This is a genomic window from Butyricicoccus sp. (assembly GCF_050872565.1).
GTDB lineage: Bacteria > Bacillota > Clostridia > Oscillospirales > Butyricicoccaceae > Butyricicoccus_A.
In genome coordinates this window covers 1-8,771 of the sequence record NZ_JBNMHC010000060.1, presented here as the reverse complement: position 1 = coordinate 8,771, position 8,771 = coordinate 1, and the positions used below count along the sequence as shown (strand labels likewise).

Sequence of the window (8,771 nt, the reverse complement as noted above, 5' to 3'; positions counted from 1 at the left end):
ATGTCCCTGCTCAAGAGCAAACAGATCGTCAACTGCTGCCATCCAAATGCTCTGATGACACTCAAGGAATATCTGGAAGACTATGCTTCTCCGGAAACTCGTGCGATTGGCGAGGCACTCATCAAGAAAGAGCTGCTCACAATCCCGAATGAAGCTGTACGCGAAAAAGCAACCGCATACATTGAAAATATTCATGAAGGTCAGCGCGATTTCCGCTTCTAATCTTCGCTTTTTTTCATTCCCGCAGGCACGCCGTCATGTGTCTGCGGGATTTTTTTGTTTTTGCATGTCTGCCGTCATGCCGTGTTAAAATATTCCTTCCTTTTTCTTTTGTTTTTAGGCAAAACATCCGATTTATTTTGTAACTTCTCGTTTTCTGGGCTTTTTCTGGTTGATTTTGTTGCAAATCTCTGTACGATGCGGTAAAATAAGGGGTAAGTATTATCTATTTTTCGTTTTCGTACATTTTTGTATTTTATGAGTGAGGAGTGAGTCGATTTGAGCAGATTAAGTCTTGATACCCCGAATCAGGCGCAGACTGTTGTCGAGGGTCTGTACAAAGATCTGGAGCGCCGCATTGCAGCCAGCCCTCCGGGACTATGTCCGGTGGATATTTCTCTCGGCTTTTTAAAGCTGTGCCACGCACAGACCTGCGGCAAATGCGCCCCATGTCGTATCGGACTGGGCCAGCTTGCCAGCTTAATGGATGACGTTCTGAGTGAGCGCGCCACCTTAGAGACCATTGACCGCATTGAGCGCACCGCCCGCACGATTCTGGAGACAGCGGACTGTGCTATTGGCTATGAAGCTGCTGGTATGGTTCTGCGCGGTGTTCAGGGCTTCCGTGATGATTACGAGGAGCATGTGCTCAACAACCGCTGCACCAGTGGTCTGACCCAGCCGGTTCCTTGTGTCGCTCTGTGTCCGGCTCACGTGGATATTCCGGGCTACATCGCTCTCGTGCGCGCCGGTCGCTGCGAGGATGCCGTCAAGCTCATCCGCAAGGACAATCCGTTCCCGACCGCCTGTGCATTTATCTGTGAGCATCCGTGTGAAGCACGCTGCCGCAGAAACATGGTGGATGACGCCGTCAACATCTGCGGCATCAAGCACTACGCTGTCACCCACGCCCTGCATGTTGCACCGGTTGCCAACCAGCCGTCTACCGGCAAGCGCGTTGCCATCATCGGCGGCGGTCCGTGCGGTCTGACCTGTGCTTTCTACTTGCAGCTGATGGGTCATCAGACGGTTGTTTACGAACAGCGTCCGAAGCTGGGCGGTATGCTGCGCTACGGCATCCCGCGCTATCGTCTGCCGGAAGACATGCTGCAAAATGATATTGATGTCATTCTCAGCACCGGCGTAGAAGTACATACCGATATTTCCGTCGGCAAGGACATTCAGGTCGCTGACATTGAGCGCGAATACGATGCTGTTCTGCTGTGCATCGGTGCCCATGTAGACCGCAAGGTCGGTATCCCCGGCGAGGACAGCAACGGTGTTGTTTCCGCCGTTGCTATGCTGCGTGCCATCGGCGAAGGCAATCCGCCGGATCTGACTGGCAAGCGCGTCTGCGTCATCGGCGGCGGCAACGTATCCATGGACGCCAGCCGCACAGCCATTCGTCTGGGTGCTTCCAACGTCACTACCGTATATCGCCGCCGTGTCGACGATATGACCGCGCTGTCTGAAGAAATCGCAGAGGCAGCCGCAGAAGGCGTTACCATTCTGCCGTTGCAGGCTCCGCTGCGCATCGAGCACGATGATGAAGGCAACGTCACAGCTCTTATCACCCAGCCGCAGCACATCGGCCCTGTCGGCAGAGATGGCAGACCGCGTCCAATCAAGGCTACCAAGGAAGAAAACGTCATTCCGTGCGATATTGTCATCGTGGCAATCGGTCAGGGCATCGACTCCAAGGCATTCGCTGCCGCTGGCATCGCGGTCAACCGCGAACGCTTCTCTGCTCTGCCGGATAGTATCGTAGAAGGCAGTACCAAGACCTTCGCAGGCGGCGACGCCGTAACCGGTCCGTCTACCGTTATTCGTGCCATTGCTGCCGGTAAGGTTGCCGCTGCAAATATCGACAACTTCCTCGGCTATAATCATGTCATTCATGCCGCTGTCGAGGATATTCCGGAGGCTCCGCTGTCTCCGACAACCGCTTGCGGCCGTGTCAATGTCCGCACCCGTCCGGCATGTGAATGTGTCGATAACTTTGACGACATCAAGGAATGCATGACAGAGGAAGAAGTTCTTCAGGAATCGTCCCGCTGCCTGCGCTGCGATCATTACGGCTACGGCAACTTTAGAGGAGGTCGAATGAGACAATGGTAAATGTAATTATCAACGGCATTGCCGTCCGCGTACCGGAAGGCACAACGATTATGGAAGCCGCTGCCAAGGCCGGCGTCACCATTCCTTCCCTTTGTTATCTCAAGGAAATCAATGAAATTGGCGCGTGCCGCATTTGCTGTGTCGAGGTCGAAGGAGAGAGCCGTCTGGTCTCCTCCTGCAATAACCTCGTATACGAAGGCATGGTTGTCCATACCAACTCCCATCGCGCACTGGAAGCACGCCGCATCAATGTAGAGCTGCTGCTCTCTCAGCACGACGGCGAGTGTTCAATCTGTGTCCGCGCCGGAAATTGTAAATTGCAGCAGGTAGCCAACAACTTTGGTCTGCTCAAGAATCCATACAAAAAGGATCTGCCTAAGCGTATCTGGACAGAAACCTTCCCGCTGTACCGCAATGTGCAAAAGTGCATCAAATGTATGCGCTGCGTGCAGTACTGCGAAAAGATTCAGACGCTGGGCATCTGGGGTATGAGCGGTTCGGGTTCCCGCACGACCGTCGATGTTACCTACAACCGACGCATCAAGGATTCCGATTGCTCGCTGTGCGGACAGTGCATCACCCATTGTCCGGTCGGTGCGCTGCGTGAGCGCGACGACACCCGTGAAGTATTGGACGCTCTGCGCGATCCGAACAAGATCACTGTAGTACAGATCGCACCGGCGGTTCGCGCCGCTTGGGGCGAAACACACGGTCTGCCGCGTGAAATGGCAACGGTTCGCCGCTTGACGGCTATTCTGCGCTCGATGGGCTTTGATTATGTCTTTGACACCGCATTTTCTGCGGATTTGACCATCATGGAAGAGTCCACCGAATTCCTGAAGCGCCTGCAAAACGGTGAGCTGAAAGATCTGCCGATGTTTACATCGTGCTGCCCGGGCTGGATGCGCTTTGTCAAGTCACAGTACCCGCAGCTCGTACCGCAGATTTCTACTGCCAAGAGCCCGATGCAGATGTTTGGCGCGATTACCAAGACATATTTTGCCGAAAAAATGGGCATTGATCCGGAAAAGATTTGCAGTGTTGCTATCATGCCGTGTATTGCCAAAAAGGCAGAAAAAGATGGTCATGTCTTTGACCGCAATAAGAAACATGGAATGCAGGATGTTGACATCGTACTCACCACCCGTGAGATGGATCGCCTGATGCGGATGCAGAACATCAATGTATTCAGTCTGCCGGAAGCAGAGTTTGATTCTCCGCTCGGCATCGGCTCCGGTGCCGGTGTCATCTTTGGCGCAACCGGCGGTGTGATGGAAGCTGCTCTGCGCACGGCATATCACACGGTTGTCGGAGAAAACGCTCCAGCAGATGCTTTCCGTTCTATTCGTGGTCAGGAGGGCTGGCGTGAAGCCGAGTTTGACCTCAACGGCACGACCATTCGCTGTGCTGTTGCCAGCGGTCTGGGCAACGCCCGCAAGCTGATTCAGGCAGTTCTGACCCATAAAGTACACTATGACTTCGTGGAAATCATGGCATGTCCGGGCGGTTGTGTTGGCGGCGGCGGTCAGCCGATTCCGTTCGAGCAGAACGAACTTGCTGACGCACGCGGCAATATGCTGTACAGTCTTGACCGACTCAGCCCGCTGCGTTACTCACACGAGAACAAGGAAATTAATGTCTTGTACGATACCTATCTCGGCGAGCCAATGTCTGAGCTGGCAGAGGAACTGCTGCATACCGATCACAACAGCTGGGTAATGCCGCTGAATATGCACTTGCAGCAGCGAAACGACGAAGATACCACCATTCATTTTGGCGTGAACAAGTAAACAGTTATCTTCTATGGATACAAAAATCCCGCGGTGTAAAAACCGCGGGATTTCTTTATTTTGAAAGAATACAAAATTATGCGTGCTGTTTTCCTGCTTGCTTTGCTCTCCGGCGGCGCAGGTATCCCATGCGCATATTGCCGAGAGCCATGACAACCAGTGCAACCGCTGCCAGCAGCAGGCACGAAATGCCCAGACGCATATTCGATGCATTTGCCACCGCACCGACAACTGCCGGAGCAACTACTGCGCCGGAGCTGGTCATCAGAACGAAGAAGCCCATGCATACCGGGTAGCGAGTGAACAAATCACCGGCATTCGATACCGAGGTGCCATACATACCGGACATGCTGAGACCCAGACCAATCGTCGCAATCATCATGCCGACAAAACTATGACTCGTGACAAGCATAGTCAAAAAGACAAACTGACCAATAGCCATTGCCAGAATCATCTGGCTCGGCTTGAACTTGGCAGCCAAACGCGAACAGCTGATGCGGCCGATGAGCAGAGCGATCCACAGCGTAGACGTAACCACCTGTGCAAAGCTGTCTGTCATCACATGCGAATCGACAAAGAACGATGTCAGCCAGCCCATCATGGTTCCCTCAATGCCCTGATAGAAAAAGCAAATGAGCATGGTAATCCAAAAGATCTTTTCTTTGAAAAAGCCATAAGACACCTTGGTTTTATTTTCGCTGTGTTCCTGCGTCGGTTCGGTGTCCTGCATTTTCATGCGGAACATAGCAATCAGTCCCACGCCGACCGCTGCTGCTGACAGGAAAACCGCCAGTCTCCAGCCGCTCGCATCAATTTTTCCGCATACCAATACGATAAGCGGTGCCAGACATGCGCCAATGGCAAAAAATGCGTGCATCAGGTTGAGCGGACCGGCATCGCCTTCTGCCAATTCTGTCATGATCTGATTGTTGTAGTTGGTCACTGCGCCCTTACTGATGCCAATTAAGCCCATTGCAAGGAGCAGCCAGACCGGATTGCCGCTTGCGAGCAGCATTCCCATGCCGATGCAAGTACCGGAAGTCAGCAAAATAAACGATTTTTTCAAGCCAAGATACAGCGGCAGAAAGCCTGCGCCGAGACCGGCTACGGCATAGCCAATCGACTGTACAGACAGCAGCATACCGCCGACCTGATAATTGAGTGCATAGTCCGATTTAAGCACCGGAAGCACGGAGCCGAGCATAATCAGCGCTACGCCCAGCGAAAAATAAGCGAAAAATAAGTTGAATACGATATATCGCTTATCTTTTCCAATGCGTTGGAAAAAAGATTGTTCTTGTTTCATTTGTTGCATGTACTACCTTTCGTCTTATATTGTTTCTCACGAACACTAGCATACAAAATTGCTTGTGTTATGTCAATTTGAAAGATAGCCAATCTTTTGCTTTTTCTGCAGCAAGATGTTATAATATTTTTCAAGAATCTATAAGTTTCAGAAAGGAAGCGACTGTCTTGCAAGCGCAGACCAATACAGATTTTTCTCAGGGCAGCGTGTCTGCCAACATCGTTCGGCTTGCCGTACCTATGACACTGGCCCAGCTGGTCAACGTCTTATATAACATCATCGACCGCGTATACATCGGCAGAATTGGTGCCGATGCAACGCACGCTTTAACCGGTTTAGGCGTATGTTTTCCCATTATTACCATGATTTTGGCATTTTCCAACCTTGTTGGCATGGGCGGTGCACCGCTGTTTTCGATGAAGCGCGGCGCCGGAGAAACCGAAGAAGCAGAAGCCATCTTGGGCAATTGCTTTACCTTGCTTTTAGGCATCGGTACTTCTCTGACCGTCTTGGGACTGCTCATCCGCCGTCCTCTGCTTCTGGCACTCGGCGCGAGTGAAACGACACTGCCCTATGCAATGTCATATATTACAATTTATCTTTTCGGCACAATTTTTGTCATGCTATCGCTGGGACTCAATCAGTTCATCAACGCACAGGGTTTTGGTACTACCGGCATGTTAACCGTCATCATCGGCGCCGTGCTCAATTTGATTCTCGATCCGATCTTTATTTTCGTTCTGCACATGGGCGTGCGTGGCGCGGCGTGTGCGACGGTGATCTCGCAATTTGTCTCTGCCCTTTGGACGTTCCGATTTCTAACCGGTTCCAAAACCCTGCTGCGCATCCGTATCAAGCATATGCGGCTGCAAGCTCAGCGTGTACAGAAAATTTTGACCCTTGGACTTGCCGGTTTTACCATGAACGTTACAAACAGCTTGGTACAGGTTGCCTGCAACAGCACCTTGCAGACCTTTGGCGGCGATCTGTACGTCGGTGTCATGACTGTGCTCAATTCAGTACGAGAAATCATCATGCTTCCTGTCAACGGCATTTCCAGCAGCGCGCAACCGGTCATCAGCTTTAATTATGGCGCAGCCCTGCTGCAACGCGTCCGAAAAGCCATTGTCTTTTTATCTTGGCTGTTGTTTGTCTATTCGATACTCATGTGGGGCATTGTCTCTCTATTCCCGCACTTTTTTATTTCTATCTTCAATACGGATCCGCAATTGCTTGCCGCAGGCGTGCCATCTATGCATCTGTATTTCTTCGGCTTTTGCTTTATGGCATTTCAATTCTCCGCCCAATCGGTCTTTACCGCTCTGGGCAAGTCACACCAAGCGATTTTCTTTTCCATCTTCCGTAAGGTGATTGTCGTGATTCCGCTGACGCTGCTTCTGCCTCATATCGCCAGTCTCGGTGTCAACGGCGTTTTCCTTGCCGAACCGATTTCCAACTTACTCGGCGGTGTAGCAAGTTTTACAACAATGTACTTCACGGTATATCGTAAGCTAAAAAAACAAGTCTGATTCTGTTGAATCAGACTTATTTTTTACAGTTCTATGACATCTAAATCATCCGGCACATACAGGTTTCCGCTAAAATACGGCTGACCTTCCGCTGTATACAGCTCGCGCCGACGAGCAATGTTTTTGTCTTCGGTATGATATAAGACAAGATTTTTGACATGCAGTTTTTCTGCTGTCTGACAGGCATCCTTTGCTGTAGAATGGCTCTTTTCATACGGATGGAAAATATCTGCCTGTGCATCCAAGCAAAAGGCCTCGTGCAGCAGCCAATCGCTGTGTTTCGCATATGCTTCTTCACATTCCCGATACGGTTCATCGCCGCAGCAAGTCAAACGCTTTCCGTCAGGCAGGGTAATCTGAAATCCAAACTGCTTCGCCTTTGTAGATTGAATATCAAAGAAGGTAACCGAATTGCCCTGAATTTCTCGTGTTTCACCATCTGCCACAGCGATAAGATGAACACGGTCTCCGATATACTTGGTCTGCTTTTTACCTAGAAGCATATGTGCAACCTGATTTACCTGTTCTATCACTTCCGCGTGACCATAAATCCGCGCTTCTCCCAGATAAACACCCTTCTGCATGTTCTGGCAAATGATGCGAATCATCCAAATCACGCCCATAAAATGATCCACATGCTTGTGTGTTAAAAACAGGTCGTGAATGGTATTGACATCAATGCCCGCCTGTTTCAGCTGATGCAAAACGGTATTTCCGCCGCCTGCATCTATCATAAAGTGCTTGTCCCCTTCGCTGAGCACAAAGCAAGTGTTATAACATTCCGTCACCAGCGCATTGCCGGTTCCCAACATGGTCAATTTCATGATACATTCTCCTTTTTCGCTTTCTCTGTCATTATAAGAAAAAAGAGAGCTGTTGTAAAGAGAGAGAATTTCTGTTGCTATCTGTCAAATATTTGCTATAATAGATTTGTTACCGTGTCTCTGGCACACTCCTGTGACAGAGAGGAGGTGACTTACATATGATTATGGAACTGTGTGTTTCATTCATTCTTTCCATCGTGGCAAGTGTCATCGCTTATTACATTTGCAAATGGTTGGATGGACGGAAATAATCTCACGGTAATCAACCAAGGTTGACTGCTCCGTAAAAGCAGAAGAAATCCCCAGTAGTAGCACCCTACTGGGGATTTCGCTTTGTGACCTACATATGGTCGGCAACTGTGTGTTTCATTTTGCCTATGATTAGAATAACACGCTTTCGTTCGTTTGTCAAGACAGCTTCTCTTTTGATTTTATACCGTAAAAATGATATACTGAAGAAAAAGGAGAGGAATTTCATGGGAAAATGTACAGAACCCGGTGTCTTGCTGCAATCGGATCGTTATTTTAACACGCCAAGCGCTGCCGCCGGGAAATTATTCTACTATATCACGCGGTGCGGACATTACTACTGCACACCAGAATATGATTTTCGAGATGACTGCGATGTGGCGCAGCTGCCCAGCCATCGCAATTCTACCCTATATTATGTCTGTTCTGGTCGCGTACAAGTCGAAAATGCCGGTGTTCGCAATATCGTCTGCTCTGGTCAAATCGCTTTGATCGACTGCACCCTGCCCCATCGTTTCCATGCATTAGAACCAAGCGAAACCCTTTGGATGCATATTGAAGGCTGCAACACAAAAGAGTTTTTCTCTTATATTCTCAGTTTGGACACCAGCCGTATTGCATTTACGCCGCCGTCATCTACAGCCACGAAAAACATGATGATGCAGCTAATTCACAGTTTCCGTCTGCCCGGTCGCATGAGTGAAACGGAACAATCGCAGCGAATTCATCGACTGCT

Annotated in this window: 5 protein-coding genes and 2 pseudogenes; 5 read left to right on the top strand and 2 right to left on the bottom strand. The window is 50.1% G+C overall.

All coding sequences use genetic code 11. From position 1 onward, the window contains the following. The 3 genes and pseudogenes from ACR0P9_RS04235 to ACR0P9_RS04225 form a co-directional block, all read left to right on the top strand. A pseudogene (locus ACR0P9_RS04235) lies at positions 1 to 222 on the top strand ([FeFe] hydrogenase H-cluster radical SAM maturase HydG); the annotation flags it as partial. A gap of 276 nt (positions 223 to 498) precedes the next feature. Next, positions 499 to 2,337 (top strand): NAD(P)-binding protein, encoded by a 1,839-nt coding sequence (locus ACR0P9_RS04230; RefSeq protein WP_432617628.1) that lies wholly within the window; start codon positions 499 to 501, stop codon positions 2,335 to 2,337. After that, positions 2,331 to 4,127, top strand: coding sequence for a [FeFe] hydrogenase, group A (locus tag ACR0P9_RS04225; protein WP_432617626.1), 1,797 nt, complete (start codon positions 2,331 to 2,333; stop codon positions 4,125 to 4,127). Before ACR0P9_RS04230 ends, ACR0P9_RS04225 begins: the two co-directional genes overlap by 7 nt. Positions 4,128 to 4,203: 76 nt before the next feature. Here the strand turns inward: ACR0P9_RS04225 and ACR0P9_RS04220 are convergent, their stop codons facing one another. Continuing rightward, complete coding sequence (locus ACR0P9_RS04220) at positions 4,204 to 5,433, bottom strand: MFS transporter (RefSeq protein ID WP_432617624.1); 1,230 nt, start codon at positions 5,431 to 5,433, stop codon at positions 4,204 to 4,206. Positions 5,434 to 5,600: 167 nt separating this feature from the next. Between ACR0P9_RS04220 and ACR0P9_RS04215 the strand changes: the two genes are divergently transcribed. Next, positions 5,601 to 6,962, top strand: a complete 1,362-nt coding sequence (locus ACR0P9_RS04215; protein ID WP_432617622.1) for an MATE family efflux transporter — start codon at positions 5,601 to 5,603, stop codon at positions 6,960 to 6,962. A 23-nt stretch (positions 6,963 to 6,985) separates the two neighbouring features. On the opposite strand, the gene ACR0P9_RS04210 is transcribed toward ACR0P9_RS04215, so the two are convergent. After that, positions 6,986 to 7,786, bottom strand: coding sequence for an MBL fold metallo-hydrolase (locus ACR0P9_RS04210; protein WP_432617620.1), 801 nt, complete (start codon positions 7,784 to 7,786; stop codon positions 6,986 to 6,988). A gap of 476 nt (positions 7,787 to 8,262) precedes the next feature. On the opposite strand from ACR0P9_RS04210, the pseudogene ACR0P9_RS04205 reads away from it, so the two are divergent. Next, positions 8,263 to 8,771 (top strand): annotated as a pseudogene (locus ACR0P9_RS04205) (hypothetical protein); the annotation flags it as partial.